General features: G+C 61.4%; 29 protein-coding genes and 1 pseudogene. 12 read left to right on the top strand and 18 right to left on the bottom strand.

The genetic code is table 11. The features are described from left to right. Nucleotides 1-59: 59 nt before the first annotated feature. The 18 genes and pseudogenes from Q0894_RS03915 to Q0894_RS03835 all read right to left on the bottom strand — a co-directional run bounded on the left by Q0894_RS03915 (nt 60) and on the right by Q0894_RS03835 (nt 8,769). The gene (locus tag Q0894_RS03915) at nt 60-551 is read right to left on the bottom strand and encodes a KilA-N domain-containing protein (RefSeq protein WP_299231698.1); all 492 of its coding nucleotides are present in this window, start codon (nt 549-551) and stop codon (nt 60-62) included. A gap of 240 nt (nt 552-791) precedes the next feature. Further along, entirely contained in the window at nt 792-1,346 is a 555-nt protein-coding gene (locus Q0894_RS03910) for a 3TM-type holin (RefSeq protein WP_299231696.1), read from the bottom strand. Beyond that, entirely contained in the window at nt 1,346-1,669 is a 324-nt protein-coding gene (locus Q0894_RS03905) for a hypothetical protein (RefSeq protein ID WP_299231694.1), read from the bottom strand. Before Q0894_RS03905 ends, Q0894_RS03910 begins: the two co-directional genes overlap by 1 nt. Before the next feature lie 78 nt (nt 1,670-1,747). Next, nucleotides 1,748-2,107 carry a D-Ala-D-Ala carboxypeptidase family metallohydrolase gene (locus Q0894_RS03900; RefSeq protein ID WP_299231692.1) on the bottom strand — a complete coding sequence of 120 codons (360 nt, stop codon included), beginning with the start codon at nt 2,105-2,107 and terminating at the stop codon, nt 1,748-1,750. A 172-nt stretch (nt 2,108-2,279) separates the two neighbouring features. Continuing rightward, nucleotides 2,280-2,834 (bottom strand): hypothetical protein, encoded by a 555-nt coding sequence (locus Q0894_RS03895; protein ID WP_299231691.1) that lies wholly within the window; start codon nt 2,832-2,834, stop codon nt 2,280-2,282. Further along, nucleotides 2,831-3,052: a hypothetical protein gene (locus tag Q0894_RS03890; RefSeq protein WP_299231690.1), complete on the bottom strand. Its 222-nt coding sequence runs from the start codon at nt 3,050-3,052 to the stop codon at nt 2,831-2,833. Before Q0894_RS03890 ends, Q0894_RS03895 begins: the two co-directional genes overlap by 4 nt. Nucleotides 3,053-3,275: 223 nt before the next feature. Next, nucleotides 3,276-3,647: a hypothetical protein gene (locus Q0894_RS03885; RefSeq protein ID WP_299231689.1), complete on the bottom strand. Its 372-nt coding sequence runs from the start codon at nt 3,645-3,647 to the stop codon at nt 3,276-3,278. Nucleotides 3,648-3,753: 106 nt separating this feature from the next. Beyond that, entirely contained in the window at nt 3,754-3,960 is a 207-nt protein-coding gene (locus Q0894_RS03880; protein WP_299231688.1) for a hypothetical protein, read from the bottom strand. After that, entirely contained in the window at nt 3,951-4,322 is a 372-nt protein-coding gene (locus Q0894_RS03875) for a hypothetical protein (protein WP_299231687.1), read from the bottom strand. The genes Q0894_RS03880 and Q0894_RS03875 overlap by 10 nt, the downstream gene beginning before the upstream one ends. After that, entirely contained in the window at nt 4,322-4,639 is a 318-nt protein-coding gene (locus tag Q0894_RS03870) for a hypothetical protein (RefSeq protein WP_299231686.1), read from the bottom strand. The genes Q0894_RS03875 and Q0894_RS03870 overlap by 1 nt, the downstream gene beginning before the upstream one ends. Next, a complete protein-coding gene (locus Q0894_RS03865) occupies nt 4,636-5,100 on the bottom strand; it encodes a recombination protein NinB (protein WP_299231685.1) in 465 nt (154 codons plus the stop codon). Before Q0894_RS03865 ends, Q0894_RS03870 begins: the two co-directional genes overlap by 4 nt. Continuing rightward, nucleotides 5,097-5,651 carry a hypothetical protein gene (locus tag Q0894_RS03860; RefSeq protein WP_299231684.1) on the bottom strand — a complete coding sequence of 185 codons (555 nt, stop codon included), beginning with the start codon at nt 5,649-5,651 and terminating at the stop codon, nt 5,097-5,099. Before Q0894_RS03860 ends, Q0894_RS03865 begins: the two co-directional genes overlap by 4 nt. Continuing rightward, nucleotides 5,644-6,465, bottom strand: a complete 822-nt coding sequence (locus Q0894_RS03855; RefSeq protein WP_299231682.1) for an ATP-binding protein — start codon at nt 6,463-6,465, stop codon at nt 5,644-5,646. The genes Q0894_RS03860 and Q0894_RS03855 overlap by 8 nt, the downstream gene beginning before the upstream one ends. A 2-nt stretch (nt 6,466-6,467) precedes the next feature. Beyond that, a complete protein-coding gene (locus tag Q0894_RS03850) occupies nt 6,468-6,812 on the bottom strand; it encodes a hypothetical protein (protein WP_299231680.1) in 345 nt (114 codons plus the stop codon). A 231-nt stretch (nt 6,813-7,043) separates the two neighbouring features. Continuing rightward, nucleotides 7,044-7,391 (bottom strand): annotated as a pseudogene (locus Q0894_RS15735) (replication protein); the annotation flags it as partial. Next, a complete protein-coding gene (locus Q0894_RS03845; RefSeq protein ID WP_299231678.1) occupies nt 7,388-8,050 on the bottom strand; it encodes a Rha family transcriptional regulator in 663 nt (220 codons plus the stop codon). The gene Q0894_RS03845 and the pseudogene Q0894_RS15735, both read right to left, overlap by 4 nt. Before the next feature lie 160 nt (nt 8,051-8,210). Next, complete coding sequence (locus tag Q0894_RS03840) at nt 8,211-8,411, bottom strand: hypothetical protein (RefSeq protein WP_299231676.1); 201 nt, start codon at nt 8,409-8,411, stop codon at nt 8,211-8,213. Between the two features lie 25 nt (nt 8,412-8,436). Continuing rightward, nucleotides 8,437-8,769, bottom strand: a complete 333-nt coding sequence (locus Q0894_RS03835) for a hypothetical protein (RefSeq protein WP_299231675.1) — start codon at nt 8,767-8,769, stop codon at nt 8,437-8,439. 529 nt (nt 8,770-9,298) lie between these two features. On the opposite strand from Q0894_RS03835, the gene Q0894_RS03830 reads away from it, so the two are divergent. The 12 genes from Q0894_RS03830 to Q0894_RS03775 all read left to right on the top strand — a co-directional run bounded on the left by Q0894_RS03830 (nt 9,299) and on the right by Q0894_RS03775 (nt 14,705). Further along, entirely contained in the window at nt 9,299-9,892 is a 594-nt protein-coding gene (locus Q0894_RS03830; protein WP_299231673.1) for a helix-turn-helix transcriptional regulator, read from the top strand. 47 nt (nt 9,893-9,939) lie between these two features. Beyond that, nucleotides 9,940-10,668: a hypothetical protein gene (locus Q0894_RS03825; RefSeq protein ID WP_299231671.1), complete on the top strand. Its 729-nt coding sequence runs from the start codon at nt 9,940-9,942 to the stop codon at nt 10,666-10,668. 258 nt (nt 10,669-10,926) lie between these two features. Then, nucleotides 10,927-11,814, top strand: coding sequence for a DUF6731 family protein (locus Q0894_RS03820; RefSeq protein WP_299231669.1), 888 nt, complete (start codon nt 10,927-10,929; stop codon nt 11,812-11,814). Further along, nucleotides 11,765-12,220, top strand: coding sequence for a hypothetical protein (locus Q0894_RS03815; protein WP_299231667.1), 456 nt, complete (start codon nt 11,765-11,767; stop codon nt 12,218-12,220). The genes Q0894_RS03820 and Q0894_RS03815 overlap by 50 nt, the downstream gene beginning before the upstream one ends. 648 nt (nt 12,221-12,868) lie before the next feature. Continuing rightward, the gene (locus tag Q0894_RS03810) at nt 12,869-13,054 is read left to right on the top strand and encodes a hypothetical protein (RefSeq protein ID WP_299231665.1); all 186 of its coding nucleotides are present in this window, start codon (nt 12,869-12,871) and stop codon (nt 13,052-13,054) included. 38 nt (nt 13,055-13,092) lie between these two features. Next, nucleotides 13,093-13,254: a PA3496 family putative envelope integrity protein gene (locus tag Q0894_RS03805; protein WP_299231664.1), complete on the top strand. Its 162-nt coding sequence runs from the start codon at nt 13,093-13,095 to the stop codon at nt 13,252-13,254. Between the two features lie 239 nt (nt 13,255-13,493). Further along, complete coding sequence (locus Q0894_RS03800) at nt 13,494-13,658, top strand: hypothetical protein (protein ID WP_299231663.1); 165 nt, start codon at nt 13,494-13,496, stop codon at nt 13,656-13,658. Further along, on the top strand, nt 13,658-13,840 hold the full coding sequence (locus tag Q0894_RS03795) for a hypothetical protein (protein WP_299231661.1): 183 nt from the start codon (nt 13,658-13,660) through the stop codon (nt 13,838-13,840). The genes Q0894_RS03800 and Q0894_RS03795 overlap by 1 nt, the downstream gene beginning before the upstream one ends. Beyond that, nucleotides 13,821-14,096 carry a hypothetical protein gene (locus tag Q0894_RS03790; protein WP_299231659.1) on the top strand — a complete coding sequence of 92 codons (276 nt, stop codon included), beginning with the start codon at nt 13,821-13,823 and terminating at the stop codon, nt 14,094-14,096. The genes Q0894_RS03795 and Q0894_RS03790 overlap by 20 nt, the downstream gene beginning before the upstream one ends. Next, nucleotides 14,093-14,251 (top strand): hypothetical protein, encoded by a 159-nt coding sequence (locus Q0894_RS03785; protein ID WP_299231657.1) that lies wholly within the window; start codon nt 14,093-14,095, stop codon nt 14,249-14,251. Before Q0894_RS03790 ends, Q0894_RS03785 begins: the two co-directional genes overlap by 4 nt. Further along, nucleotides 14,248-14,541: a hypothetical protein gene (locus Q0894_RS03780; protein WP_299231655.1), complete on the top strand. Its 294-nt coding sequence runs from the start codon at nt 14,248-14,250 to the stop codon at nt 14,539-14,541. Before Q0894_RS03785 ends, Q0894_RS03780 begins: the two co-directional genes overlap by 4 nt. Next, on the top strand, nt 14,538-14,705 hold the full coding sequence (locus tag Q0894_RS03775; RefSeq protein WP_299231654.1) for a hypothetical protein: 168 nt from the start codon (nt 14,538-14,540) through the stop codon (nt 14,703-14,705). The genes Q0894_RS03780 and Q0894_RS03775 overlap by 4 nt, the downstream gene beginning before the upstream one ends.

Genomic DNA, 14,705 nt, shown 5'->3' with positions numbered 1-14,705 from the left:
TGCCCGCGCATGGCTGGGCCTTGCGTATGAAGCCGTGGTCAATTTGACCACCCCTGTGCTCATGCAACATCCAGCCTGAGCTGCAACTGGTCACGAAAATATGCGACTCGCTGCTCCAATGACGGCTTCACCCAACGGTGTCGCGCCAGTTCGCTACCGGCGAGACTGCCGCGCTGATTCTGGTCATCGAGGTCTCGGCACGCCTGATCGAATTGCTGCCGCACGGTGGCGCGACCATGAACAATGTCGTCAATGAGCATGTCTGCCCAGACGCCGAAATCGACATCGATCCATCGAGCGAAGGCAACAGCTAGCTTGGGGTGCAGCCAGGTTCCACCGCCGCGGCCTCTGTACGCCCGAATCAAATAGCCGGAATCCCGGATATTTAAATGCCGTGCCAGGGATGCCATGTAGAGTTGCGTCTCATCATTTTCGAGCCAATGGCTCAGGCGCTTTCCGTGGCGCTTTGCGATGTCAGTCGCACTGATCCACCCGTCCTTGTCGAAGCGGACGGATTGGCCCTGGTAATCAAAAGGAATGACGTTGCTCATGGTGTGTCGTCCTTATGGCGATGAGCCTAGAGTTCACACGGGTACTGACAGCCCACAGAGGCGACACACTGCCGTCCCCAATAGGCTCATCCCGTAAGGCTCTGTGGTTTATGCGCCGTGTGAAGGGCGCAGGTACAAAAAAGCCCCGGCGGGTGCCAGGGCTTGGGTGGTTCCATTTACTTGACGCGGGACAGATATATCCCCGGGGAATCTTTCACTTCTCTCGAACGTTGGTGCGATTTACTTTCCAGACACCCGTGTTTTGATCGCATCCATGAATCCGCTTGGCGCCTGCCCGAGCTGACGCGCCTTGTCGTTGGAGCGCTGCTTGATGTTCACACCCTGCACGGCACCCTGGGCGACCACGGACCAGATCAGCACATCGACCACTTCGGGGAGTTGCGCGGGGTCCATGATCACCACGGCCACCAGGCCGATATTGACCGACGCCAGACTCAAGGCCAGCATCCAGCCGTTGAACGGTCGCCATCCGGCACGCCATGCGGAGTCACTCTCGGTCTCTGCCCGCATGGTCTTGTTTATCTCGGCAAGCCGGGTGGTCTCCGCCTGTAGCGTCAGGCTCAGGATCTCCCGCTCATGCTCCCGGTCTAGCCGCCGCAGCCTCTCCGCCGCTTGCGGGTCAGCGATCGCCTGTGCAACCGCCTCTGGTGACTGCTCAACACCCAGAGCGCGAGAGACGAGGCCGCCAACTGCAGCACCAGCAGGGCCATATAGGGCAGCGCCAGCCGCCGGCGCCACCTTGCCCACGGTTTCAGCAATGTCGGACCACTCCATCACTCGACCCCCACAATGCCCAGCACCGCCTTGCCGACAGCCGAGCCGACGGCACTAAGCAGCACCAGAGCCACAGCGCCCACAGCAGCCCAGCGCCCCAGCAGTCTCTGTTGGCCTTGTGTCATCGTGGCCTTGTTGACCGCGTGGGCGACCTCGATCTCTCGAAGACGCACCGCGTGATCGTCGGTGCGCATCTCGAGAGTCTCCATCTTGACCCCCTGGCTGTACTGGCGCTCTTCGAGCCGCGCCATGCGCTGGTTTAGCTCGTTGACGCCGCTCTCGATGCGGTCGAGCTGGCTGCCTTTGACCGAGACCTCTGTCATCGCCAATCGGCCCTCCTCGGGCTCTGTGCCCCGTGGGCCTGCGTAGATGAGTGATGGGCCTTTCCGGCCTCTAGCGAATCAGCGCTTCCAGCGGGCAGGCCCGCCGGTTCTTGTATCGACATGCACGAACGTCGAGTACAGCCCCAGGCTAGCGGCAGGGAAGCGTTGCTCTATCCAGCTGTACACGTCGGCGGGTTCATGTCCGACCACTCTGATGTCAGCAGCCCTGCCGAGAACGTGCTGGCTGTTCGGCACTCCGCCCACCGCGGCATTGTGCGCCGGACACCGGCACCCGCTATTGATGATCACCGGTGAGCCGAACGCCACGCGCACAGCCTCGAGAATCTCGAGAGTCTGCGCATCGACAGTGTCGAAACCGCAGCCGTCGCGGCAGGCGAACTCGGCACGCCGGAAATGGCGCGATAGGCGATCAGGCATGGTGACCTCGTTGCAATAGGGTGCCACCCCGCACCAGGGGCGGGGGCAAGGCCGCCGGGGGTGGCATAACGCAAACGGCCCCGCCGGTGAGGGCAGGGCGTCGTGATGTGGTGGCTTTCCGAGCGTAGCTCTGCCAGCCTACCTAACAGGGTAGGCCGACATACGCACTATGTCAAGCAACCTGCTGAACCTTCTCGTTTTTCAGCCAGTCGCGGAGCTGGTGACGGGATCGGGTGGCACAGTCCTGCATCGCCCGCACGCTCTCGAACCCACGCGGCGCCCACTCTGCCATGCCCAGCGCCCTCAGCAGGGCATCCTGCCGCTCCACCATCTGCTTCGCCGTCACCGCGAACAGCGAGTGCGCCACCGCTCCCTCTGCTAAGCGCTCAGGCCGCACCCTGGCCGCCTGCAACAGCATCGCCGCCGCCTGCCGGGGCGGTAGCTGCCGGAGGAGCCAAGCGCAGGCTCGATGCCACTCGCTGTCGGGACGATAGCGCTCGGCTGCGAGAGCGCACTGATCGACCGCTCGCGTACTTCGCGGCATCGGCACATTGCCGGTGACGCTGTACGGCTGGTATCCCACCTGCTCGTGTCGCCGGTCGAGCTGTAGTTCCAGTAGCGTGTCGATGATGCGCACCACCGCCGCGTCACGTGCCGCCTCGCTCTCTGCCGCCGCCTCGACTACCGTCCAGGGGTTTGCCACGCGCTTCCACTCATCGATCGTCATGCAGCACTTCTCCCTTTTGGCATCGGTACACCTTGCTTCCAGATTTCCGCCACCCGCTCTTTCGTGATCGCCGGGAGCTTGCGCTGCCACTCCTCGAAGATCGCCAGCCTGGCGGAGCGGTTGCGCCCTTCTCGCATCTTTCTAGCGACGAAGCGGCATTGCGTCTCGATGGTCCACTCTTCCGGCGTCATGCTCTCCGGGCGTTGGCCGTAGATCATCGACGCCTCCGGGCCGCATCGTCACACCGGCGATCGTAGGCAACGCACTGCCTGGCCTTCATGCCGACTGTCAGCGCGGTCTTCGGGTGCATTTCTCGCCACTCGATCTTGGCGAGCGAGCTGGGCAGAACCCAGAGCTCGTCATCGATCTGGATGACCCTCTCGGGCCATTTCTGCCGCAGAGACTCCATGCTTGCCGTCTTCGGCCTTACCCTGAACTTGGTCACTCGACCACCTCCTTGATCTCTACCCAGGTTCCGGTCTCGCTCTTGCGGTCGATCTCTGGTGGCTCGTTGATCACCTTGCGAACGCAGGCCAGGGTGTCGTCCTCCAGCACCCCGGCTGCCACCAGGCCATCCTCGATCATCTTGGCGCTGTAGCTGTTGTTGCTGGTGTCGCGGGCACGCACCCCCTTGCCCAGGCGGGGCCGGAACACCAGGTCTACCCGCTTCTCAATCCGCCCGATGCCGGCATTGCGGACTGCCGCCCTCACCGCGGCGGCGGCCTCATCCTTGTGCCGCTTGCGATGCGCCCAATGGACACCCGCATAGATGGCGTTGGTGGACGGCCCCAGGTACTCGACGAACAGCCGCATCACAGCCACCCCGCGTCCTGCATGTCCTTGATCGTCAGCCATGCCAGGTACCCAATGGCTCCTGCCACCAGGCCGCCGATCACCAGTGACCCGCCATAAACCAGAATCATGCCTCCCCTCCATCCAGGTCGTGATAACCGCTCGCCACCAGCTCAGCGGCCAGGGCGCGAGCGGCCTGCATGAAGTCGCTATGCAGAAGCGAGTAGTCCCGGGGCATTGCTGCTGCAGCGCACTCCATCGCCCTCTCGGCCTCCTCGAGCGCCACGCCGGCTTTCGCCAGCCGGGTACCGGCGTCTGACGAAATCATCTGCATGCCGCTTCCTCCTCGTCCTCATCCAGCATCTCTTGCCATCGATCCAGACAGGCGCGCGCCTCGCGGATCAGCTCCCTTGCCTCGTGGCCCTTGGCCTCGCCGCGCAACAGCTTCTTGGTGGCATGCTCGTGCGGACCGCCGCCGACACCAGCGACGCGGCAGATGCGGTAGGGATCCAGCTTGACCCGTACCCAGCCCCGTGCGATGTCCGTATCGGTGATGCGGCGACGGATCTCCCAGCGGTAATGGGCGCCCACATCGAGCGCCGGCTTGGGGTAATGCTCACAGTTCCGCATGTGCTTCATCCCCTCCATGGCCCCACAGCTCGCGCACACTCCGAATTCATCGCGCTCCATATCCATCACCCCCTCCTTGCGTCGATAAGGCCCCGGCGGGCCAGCTGGTCTACTGTCAGGACAATGGCCCGGTCGAGCCGGGCGCGGCGCTCCTCGCGGCTCAGGTGACGGCCGTTGTCGATCTCTCCGTGGCATGGCGGGCAAATCGCTGCGGTTAGGCAGTCACTGGCCTTCTGCCCGCGCCCCCGGTCCTGGTTGCTGTGAGCCGCCTGGATGCCATGCGCACCACACAGCACGCACTCCTCCAGCTCGTGGACGGCGGACAGCCAGGCCCGGGAGCGGTATGGCTTGGTCGGCAGGTAGGATTGATTCGGCAGCATCATGCGGCCTCCCTGTATTCGTCATAAACGGCCTGGGCCGGCTCGCTCCACTCGACACCCAGCTCGGCACCGGTGGCACCCAGGAACTCGATGAACTGCCCCGCCTCTGCCTTGCGGAACTTGGTGGTAGTGGGCCGGACGTATACCGGCTCCTTGGTCTTCCAGTCCCAGACACGCTCCCCGGGGTTCTTGAGCGGCGTGCCCTGCTCCTCCATCTCGAGCGCGAACTGGTTGACCAACACCGCTTTCACGCCATCGAACGAGTAGCCCCGGAATGCCTGGTGGTGGATGTCGGCGATCATGGCGTGGAACTTGGCGTTCTGGCCCAGCTCCCGGCCTGGCCGGCGAACCACCACCTCCACGGCCCCGGCCTGGATGCCCCGGCACACCATGGCCCACACGGCCTCCATCTTGGTGCGCAGATCGCCCAGACCCTCGATGCGGTAGATCAGCTCCTTGCTCATGCCGCCTCCTGTTTTCGGCGGATGGACTGCCCATGCCCTCGGCGTATCGGCTCGCGCTCCTTGTAGCGCTCAGCGTGGTAGGGGCTACGATTGATCGTGCGCATCGCCCAGGCCGGCGACACACCGAGTCGCTCGGCGATCTCAACGGTGGTCAAATCCTGCATGGCCAGCATCAGGCAGCGCTCGACGTAGATCTTCGGGATCTTCTGGGTATGGCCGCGAGAGTTACCCTCGGTCAGCCCCAGGCGTACAGCCTTGTCCTTGCACGCCAGCCGAGTGCGGCGAGGCTCGCCCGGCAACTCGTCGGCGATGCGGCGGAACGTCCAGCCGTGCTTGCCGTACTGGCGAATCAGGAAGTCCATCTGCTCATCGCTCCACACATCGTCGCGCGGCTTGCGGATCTTGCGGTGCCTGCAGCGACTGCGAATGGAGTCCAGCGAGCGCTCCATTCTCTCGGCAATCTGCCGATGGGAGACGCCCTCCAGCACCAGCGTCTCCAGCAGCTCGTCCTGCTCCGGGGTCCATTCCATCCAGGTCTTGGGCTTACGCATGACCCACCTCCTTGCGGTAGCTCTCCCAGTCCAGCGTCAGCGTCATGCCGCCCCCCTCGGTCATCCGATCGACGATGCGCTCGCCCAGGTATTCCCCCAGGCCGGCCGCGTCGATGTTGCTGATCAGGATCGTCGGCAGCATCTGCTTGTAGCGCTCGTTGATGATCTTGAAGAGCATCAGGCGCTCCCACTCGGTGCCCAGCTGAGCGCCGATCTCGTCGAGGATCAGCAGGTCGAGGCCAGCGACGAAGGCCTTGATTGCCTCACGCTCGCTGCCGCCCTTCTGGCTGAAGGCGCGCTCCTTGATCAGGTCGATCAGCTCGTACACGTCGATGCCCATGACCCGGTAGCCGCGGTCGAGCAGTGCGTTGCCGATGGCATAGGCCAGGTGGCTCTTGCCGGCGCCCACGGAGCCGGTCAGCACCATGCCGCCTCCTTGCTCCAGGCGGTCGGCGAAACGCTCCACGTAGCGCTGGCAGGCGGTCAGGGCGAATGCCTTGTCCCGGCGCCCGTCGGTGTTGAACCCCTCCAGGGAGCGGCCCTGGAAACGACGCGGAATCAGCGACCCCTCGCGGAGCTTCTCGAGGCGCCCAGCACTGGCCTGGCCGGCGCGCTCTCGCATCTCTGCCTGGCGCTGCTGCTCCTTGTCGGCCTCGATGCACTCAGGGCAGCCAGACCATTTGCCGTTCGGCATGAGCGTCGCGGCGTAGGCGCCGTGGATCCGGCAACTCTCGTTGCGAACCTCGGCCTGGCCGGAAAGCACCCGGGTCAGGTGGCCACGAACTTCGGGAGTGGTGGTCAGCGGTGCGGTCATGATCAGTCCCTCATCCAGTCAGGCAGGTTGTCCATGTCGGTCGGCGTGTAGGTACCGGTGGCCTTGGGCTGGGCAAAGCCCAGGCGGCCGTCCTGGCGTGCGGCAGGCTTGCGCTGCTGCTTGACCTGCTTGGCGAGCTGGTCCCACTTGTCGCGCAATTTCTTCGGCGACAGCACGACGCCTGACCAGAACTCATGCCCTGCCGTCCAGGTGATCAGGTAGCGGATCTGCTCGACACTGCGGCCATCACGCTCCCGCATCAGGCGGAACTCGTTGGCCCAGGTGGTGGGGTTGTGTTTCACAGGGGCCTCGAGGTCAGCACTCACGGCGGCGACCATCTCGGTCACCAGCTCGTGGTCAATCTCCTCGCCCCACTTGCGTGGCTTCGATTTCGGCTTTGAATCTTTCGACGACTCATTAGTACCTTTAGGTACTAATCTGTCTGTAGTGTCTGTATCTGTGTCCCCATCTTGGGGACGTTTTTCGTCCCCATCTTGGGGTCGGAGTCCCCAATTTGGATCAGGCTGCCGTTTTGGGGACACTCGGGCTTTTTGAGACGAGAAATCCCACTCGTCGACACGAGTGTTGATGCCGATGGGAGACTGTGAGCCTCCATCACGGCGAAGCACTTTTTTGGCCAGCAGGCTGTTCACGGCTTCGCTACACCGCTTGGGTGTCAGGCCGGTCATCTTCGCCAGAACGCTCTGAGAGAGACGCGCAGCCGGGCGATCCCACCCGAAGGTGGCCCGCTCTACTGCTCGAACGACGCGGGCCTCCCTGCTCGTCAGAGGGGCTTTACACAGCGCCTCAACGAGAGCGTTGGCGGTCCGGACGTATCCGTCTTCCAACTGTGCCCCCTTTCGCTTCTGAGGAGCCTCACGCCCCTCGAAACGCTCGTGGTCTGAGATATGCGCCAGGTTGCTCATGCCACCACCTCCAGCCCATAGGCTTCCATCCACACGTCGGCGTGATACGCCTTGACGGTGCCGTAGTTGGCGTCGAACACGTCGATGGCAGGAATGCCCAGGTCTTGAGATGCGGACTTCAGCAGGCGCCAGTTGTACTTCTGGCCATGAGTCAGCATCGACATACGCTTGATCGTGCAGTAGTCCTTGGAGCGATCGAGGTCGCGCTCAAGCTGGTTGGCTCGCCGAGTGGCCGTGCTGGCAGTGGCCATGGCCGTGGCTTCTCGCCGACTGCCGATCTCGGCTTTGGTGGCAATGGCGACTTGCTCGGCCTTTTTGGCTTCGATCCATGCCTCGGCGGCAGCGATGGGGTCGTTGAAGTCGGGCAGCGACGGCGCGGCTTTCTGCTCAAGCTCCATCCAGCGGCGAATGACAGCGGCCCGGCGATGAACGTCGTAGCCGGTCACCAGCACCTCGGAGTAGTAGCGGTCGAGGTGGAAGCAGGAGGTGTAGCCGCGGGCATCCTTCTCTTCTCGGAGATGACCCAGATCTGGTTCATCTCCGAGCGCATCGATCATGGCCCGCACATCACGCACCACATGGTGGTGGCGCTTACCAGTCAGCTCCGCGATCTCGCGGCTGCTCATGGTCGGGTTGTGGGTTTTCGCTATCTGATTCATACTTACCTCGTCACCTTGCTTGTGATATGAAGCCCGGCATGCTCCCCAGCAGCGCCGGGCTTTTTCGTACCCACCCCGTGATCAGCAGTGCCTACTAGTGCCTTTCGCTGACTCACAGGGCCTACCAGTTACTGAACATGCGCGGCAGTGCCGCGCACCCCTAGACCACTCGGAGTTGAGCCCGCGGCCTATGGCGCTGGCGGCGAACCTCGTCCAGCTGCTCGCCGATCCGCTCCAGGCACCGCTCCATCACCACGTCCGTGGCATCCACGCCGCGGCGCTTCGCCTCATCCCGAGCCGCCTGCTGTGACTCGGGGGTCATCTGCTGCATGGCCAACGCCACCGTATTTCTGTCAATCAACTCGACCTCCCTTTCTCTGTTGGCCCTAGGCCTGTAGCGTTTCGGCGGTATCCGCACTCATCATCAGGCCGCGTTCGGCGAGCCTGGCCAGCATGCCGGCCAGCACCTGGCGGTCGCGGTCGTCCAGCGGCTGATCTTCCGCCAGGCGAGCCAGCAGCCGGGCCCGCCCCTCCTTCCTTGCCTCGTGCGCCTCGAGTACCAGGTCACGCAGATAGGGAGCCAGGCGCCCCTCGGTACGCATCTCGGCCGCGGCGCGCAGTTCGTCGTATTCATCCTCCGTGAAGCGCACACGCACGCCGCGCGCCAGGTGCTCACCTTCCGCCTTGTAGCGGCGATCATCGTTTAGGTATCGAGACATGGGCTTTCCTCATTGCTGAGAGGTCGTGCGGCCTTCACAGGCGGACGGTGGGGTTTCAGGCGGCTCGGCTGGGCCGATCCATGAAGATGTCAGGGCGAAGACCCTCAATGGTCAGAGCCCCTTTGGAGGCATCCTCTAGTCGCTTAGCAAGCTCGAGAGACGCTTTCCGGTGACCGCCGGCCAGCTGCCAGAGGTGAGCGACAGAGGTGCCGGCAAGATCTGCCAGATCTTGGCGCTCATTAGTGTTTGTCCGGCCTAGCCAGTCGCGAAGTTGTTGGGACATAAGCTTCTCCTCTGCAATGCTCATAATTTAGCTTTGCGCTAATCATTTTGCAAGCACGAAGTTAGCTCTGCGCTTATTTATCGCAGTGCTAATGCCTGCGATTCTAGAAGCATGGACATCTATGAGATTCGCAGGGCCAACTTGCTGGGCCTTATGCGCGGAAGGACTAAAGCTGCATGCGCTGACAAGTGGGATACGTCGGCGTCCACGGTCAGCCAAATTACTTCCAAAAATCCGAATCGAAACTTGGGGGACCAACTCGCCCGAAAGATCGAGCGCGCGGAGGGGTTGGCGCCAGGCTGGCTGGATGTAGAGCAGCGCGGGCTGCAGCTTGCGTCGAGCCGCACCTCTGCCGCACCCGACAGCAATGCCGAGCTGGTGGATGTCGAGATTGTCGAGGGTGGTGAGCCGCTGCGCCCCGATGAGGTGTGGTTACCGCTTTACCGTGAGGTCGAGTTCGCCGCGGGCAATGGTGCCACCCAGGTCATCGAGAACCACGGCGCCCAGGAGCGCTTCTCGCTCCCCCGCCTGGCGCGTGCCGGTGTGCAGCCGGAGCATGCCGCCCTGGCCGTGGCCAAAGGCGACTCCATGACGCCGGCCATTCAGGATGGCGCCACCATCGGCATCGACAAGGGCTGCCGCACCATCACCGATGGCCAGGTCTACGCCCTGGATCATGACGGCATGCTGCGCATCAAGCGCCTCTACCGCCTGCCGCCGGGGCGCATGCGGGTGGTCAGCGAGAATGCCGACGAGTACCCCGAGGAGATCTATCACACCGGCGATCCTGAAGCCCCGCGCATCCTCGGGCGGGTGTTTTGGGTGGAAAACTTTCTGTAAGCCGGCACAGCGACTCTTTAAAGCTAGAAATAACAGTGAGGCAAGGCATGGGGGCGGGTTTCTGGATCTTGGTGGTGTTGGTTCTGGGGCTGTTCGCTCTGGCAATGTGGCTGCTCTACCAGAACGAACAGAAGAGCGAGAGGAAGCAGCGCTTAGCCGAATACATCGCGACCGACGAGTTTCAGCCAGAGCGCACGCTGATCAGGTGCCCACTAGCCTCCAACACCGTGGTCGGCCTCGCGGTCAACGCCTCACGAACTCGGCTATGCCTGGTCAGCGGCGCGCAACGCCGCTACCTCGATGCCCGCGACCTGATCGAATCTGAAGTGCTGCTCGACGGCAAAAGCGTGACCAAGACCTCCCGAGCCAGCCAGTTTGCTGGAGCGGCGATTGGTGGCGCCTTGTTTGGCGGCGTCGGCGCCATCATTGGCGGCTTATCTGGAAAAACCACCACCTCGGTAGATGCCAAGGGGGTCAAGCTGAAGGTTACTGTCAACGACCTCCAGGACCCCGTTCATGTGATCGACTTCATCGAACCAACACTCTCTGGCAGCACGTCTCCCCGGGACGCGCTGCGTAAAGCCAATGAGTGGCACGCCATGCTGTCGGCGATCATCAAGATCAATGAGCGCAACACGGTCAACGCCTTAGGGGAGCCTCAGCCTAAGACGCTCTCCGGCCAGCTTTACCAGTTGCATGAGCTCAGGAAAAGCGGTGCCCTGACAGAAGGCGAATACCAGAAAGCTAAGGCCCGAGCACTCGACACAGCCTTCTGATGGAGGTCTTTTTATGACGGAGCGGATGGCAGCAACGAAGCGACCTTCAGCAGCTGGTGGAAGACAGCGGCCGGCGCTACCTCAAGGCGCTGAACCCCGCCTACCCGCTGATCCCCATCAACGGCAAGTGCCGCATCCTCGGCGTTGCCGTGGAGGCCAAGACTCGGTTATGAGTCAACCGGGAGTAAGACACGCCTTTAAACAAGAGCGACGATTATCTAAGGCATCTAAATCAACCAACCTCGCATGGAGGCTATCTTGGCTGAAAGAAACTATATCATTGACTTCTTTTCGTCGTTCACTCCTAACGATATAGAATTTAACTTCCATGACTTCCTTGAAAACTATCTCACCGAGGGGTGCTGCCCGCCTGAGTATAAGCAATCTTTTGACTTAGAGGTGAGGCACCTTCGACGCCATGAAGATGGAGTCATTTCTGGCGTTTTCGCAAAAATTCGCAAAGACCACCTTCCACATGCAGGAAGAACTGGCCAGCAAGAAAGGGAGCTCGATTTAGAAGACGATGAAGGCTTAGTTGAGAAGAACCACTTCCTAGCTTACAGAGAAAACAGCCTACTCGTAATGCAAGCAAACCGGCATGCAGGTACCGCTATTGCGCTAGGTCATTATCTCAGTAGGTTTGCGGGTCATTCCGTCGCCTTTGATCCAGTACTGCAACCAGATGCTATGCAGCGACTCATGCGCGGTGACTTGCATCCTGTGAGTGTTCAGGCTGGTTTTGCTCGCCCCACTAATCCAGACCTTTACCCCGAGGATGACTGGAGTGAGGCATTGATGGACTTGCTTAGTGGGGCCGGCGGCTCCTATGTCAAGCTGTCAATCAACTCAGACCTTAGGAGTGATGACGATGATACCAACAGGCTCAAAGATGCCATGAGGCACGCTTGGCGATCAATCAAGGGCATGCCTAAGGTACGATCTCTCAAAATGGATATGGCTAATGACGATGGGATTGTCTATCCTATTGATCTAATAGCAGACAGGTTAAAAGACAAGGTGACCGTTGATGTGAGGGGGCGGTACCCGATTGAGTCTGATATGTTTACATCAATGGCAGCAGCCAAAGAGGGGCTAAATGACAGTCTCGAAAGCATATTTGGAAACCCATCAGCGAACCTTGCTTAGCATTGCGCTAAAGCTGGCTGTATTGTCAATCTGTATTGTCGGGGTCTACAAGTCACCACTTGCCGACACCAGCAATGACATATATGGCTCAGCTTCTGCTTTGGCTACTAGCTCGGCCACTCTTCTCGGCTTTGTGATCGCTGCTTCCGCAGCGATCATTACTGTTATTGACAAGCCATTTCTTTCTAATTTAAGAAAAACCGGACACATTAATCATCTTTGGGATACCATAACCCAATCTGCCATTTGGATAGGGTTGTCGTTCATCTTATCCCTCTTATCATTCTTTCTACCTGAGAAGGCTGCAATCATCTCTATTGGCGGAAGCTTCGGCTGCATTATCGTGGGATTTGTCAGTTTCGGCGATGCTTCAAGAAAATTATTAAAGATTTTTCAAAGATTATAGCCAAAGCGTTCACCTAACGTTTACTTGATCATAACCCGCCACCTCGGCGGGTTTTTTGTGCCCGCCCCAACGCAAAACGCCCCGGCCATCCATGGCCAGGGCGAAGCGCGAGCTGTGACGCGGCGTGTCCCGGCGACCCGAAGGCCGCATTCGTCCGGCGTCACCCCCACAGCATAGCAACTCCCGCCGCCTAAGCCACAGCCTGCCGGCCTCATCTCCTGTAAGCCATCTCGCACAGCCCGCTGTTCTGGTGGGATTTTCTCGTCCCGCTAAAATAATTTAGCTTCGCGCTATTGACGAAACTTTAGCGCCAAGCTAACTTTAGCTACACGAACACGGCGCAACCGGTTCGCAGCACCACCCGGCCCTAGCAGTGTCAGCGGCATTTCGCCAGGCACTACCAGGAATCACCAGGGCCCCGCTCTTTAACAACGAAAAGCCCAGCCATCCGTAGTGGATTGGATCTGCGAGAGATCGCTGGGAGTACGCCAGGCCGAGGCTGTTGAAGTATCGGCCCATCGGGAAGGGTTCGCACCGTGGAGATAGCTCAGCCAGAGCGCTTTGAGCCAAGCGCGTCGGTAATCGAGCCCTTCCCGATGTACGTGATCCGCCACGCAGTGCGGCGAATAGCCTGCCGGTGGGCTGAGAATGCGCCGGCCCCATTACCGCTCGCTGGCCGAGGAGGTCGACATGGAGCACGCCACCTGGCTGATCGGCCTGATGCCAGCGGGGCTCATCGTGGGTTTCGCGCTGGTCTATCTCGTCCCGCGAATCCCTATCTGGGGCTGGATCGTGATCGCCACGGTGGCGGCCTATCTCCAGCACACCATCTGACGCCCGGCACCTCGCCGGGCTTTCTGCAGGAGGTCGAGATGGTAGCGACAGCGCCGACCACGCCACTCACAAAGCAAGAAAGCCGCATCCGCAACGACTACCGCGCCACATCGCGCTACGCCAAGCGCCGCGACATCGACGCCTATCACGAACAACGCCGCCTCGAGCGGCAGCTAAGGGAGCCGACAGATGACAGCTAAGTATCTGCTGAGAGAAAGCCATCAGGGGCGCATTACTCCAAGGGCCGACCTGGGGCTCTACGCATCACGCAGGCAAGCGAAGCGTGCCGCCGAGACCTTGGGTCTTCCGGCCAGCCTGATCACCACAGTCAAAAGGAGGCCCGCATGATCACCGAAGACCAGCTCGCCGCGATGATGCTGATCGTCATCGTCACCGGCGGCTTCGCCGCGTTCTCGTGGTTTGCAGATCGGAGGAAGCCATGAGCCCCACCGTCATTGAAAGCCGTGCCCAGCACCGGGCGAAGGCCATCATCACCGGCCCCGAGAAGCCCATCATCACCGACCGCCGAGACAAATGGCGCTACCGCCTGGCCTGGCATCGGGTTACCGGGCAAACCCACCCACTGAAGATATGGAGGGCGTAATGGTCGACCAGAGCCACTTCCGGCCAGTGATCCGCCATCTCGAGAAGGTCGGCGGCTGCGAAATCATCGTCACCAAGCAGGGCATCTACGAAGTCACCGCCCGCAAGCTCGACATCGGCATCGTGCGCGAAGCGATAAAGAACCTCACCGAGGAGAAGAGCGATGCACCAGACGCAGAGTGAAGAGCTGCTGACCAGCATCCGGCGACTGACACACGCCATCCCTCGCGATGTGGGCATCTATGCCGGGTACAGCGAGGGCTGCCATCCCGAGCGGGCCGGCGAGACCGTTACCCACGCCAGCGTCTACGTCGAGATCGACGGCAAGCCCCGGGTAATTCAGGCCAGCACCCACCCGAAGGATGGCGAGCTGAGTCTGCAAGAGTTGAGAGACGAGCTGGTCGAGCTGATCGGAAAGCACAAGCGGGAGGTCGCATGAGTCATTACGAACAGTCTCCGCGCCCCGAGGACTACCGCCCCGCCCCCTGGGTGACCGGCGAAACACAAGACGAGTGGACGACGAAGCCTGGGGCCACCGTCGGCGAGGATGGCGACATCCTGCCGCCAAAGAGAACGATCGAGGAGTGGTCATGAACAGCTACACCATCGGCGTGCAGCGCCGCGCCACACAGCGAGACATCGAGAAGCTCACCGAGCTGGCTGTCGAGGCCATCGAGGAGCGTAACGAGGACGCCCTGCTGTCGTTTGCCGAACACCTGATCGACCAGGGGCTGCTCGCCAGCGGCGTTGACGAGCTGTCTCTCGAGACCAGCGTGAAGGAGATGGTGATCGCCTACACCGAGACGCGAGACGGGAACTTTGAGGTCAACCGGTGGGCGGCAGAGCTGGCCCGAGAGCAGTGCGAGAACGGGTTAGCGGCATGAGCAAGCGATACGACCAGCAGCGCCGCACCATCGCAAAGGCGGCCTACAGCCTCAGAAAGAAAGGCGCGACGAACAATGAGATCGCTGAACGGCTTGGCATCTCCGTCGAGCAGGTGCCGGCCAGGGTAAAGCTTGGCGAGCGCCTGGCAGACGCCGGGATATAA

It is taken from the genome of uncultured Halomonas sp. (assembly GCF_947501415.1).
In the GTDB taxonomy this organism is placed as follows: domain Bacteria; phylum Pseudomonadota; class Gammaproteobacteria; order Pseudomonadales; family Halomonadaceae; genus Halomonas.
This window is presented reverse-complemented; position numbering and strand designations above follow the sequence as displayed.